Source organism: Xenorhabdus bharatensis (assembly GCF_037996705.1).
In the GTDB taxonomy this organism is placed as follows: Bacteria; Pseudomonadota; Gammaproteobacteria; order Enterobacterales; family Enterobacteriaceae; genus Xenorhabdus; species Xenorhabdus bharatensis.
The window spans coordinates 1-230 of record NZ_JBBMXG010000103.1 but is presented as its reverse complement, the minus strand read 5'-3'; the positions used below and the strand labels follow the sequence as shown (position 1 = coordinate 230).

At 44.8% G+C, this 230-nt stretch carries 1 pseudogene; it reads right to left on the bottom strand.

Annotated features, from left to right (window positions below):
- Nucleotides 1–230: pseudogene (locus AAC855_RS21830) on the bottom strand (IS481 family transposase); the annotation flags it as partial.

The window sequence follows — 230 nt, the reverse complement described above, 5'->3', positions numbered from 1 at the left end:
TTCAAAATGCTCTTATGGAAACGTTCACAGATGCCGTTTGTCTGGGGGGAGCGGGCCTTTGTTTTTGTGTGGTCGATATCATTGACGGCTAAATAAAGCTGATAGTCGTGACATTCGATACGCCCGCAATATTCTGTACCCCTATCTGTCAAAATTCTTAGCATCGGTAATTGATGCGATTCAAAGAACGGCAGCACTTTGTCATTCAGTATATCTGCCGCCGTAATCGG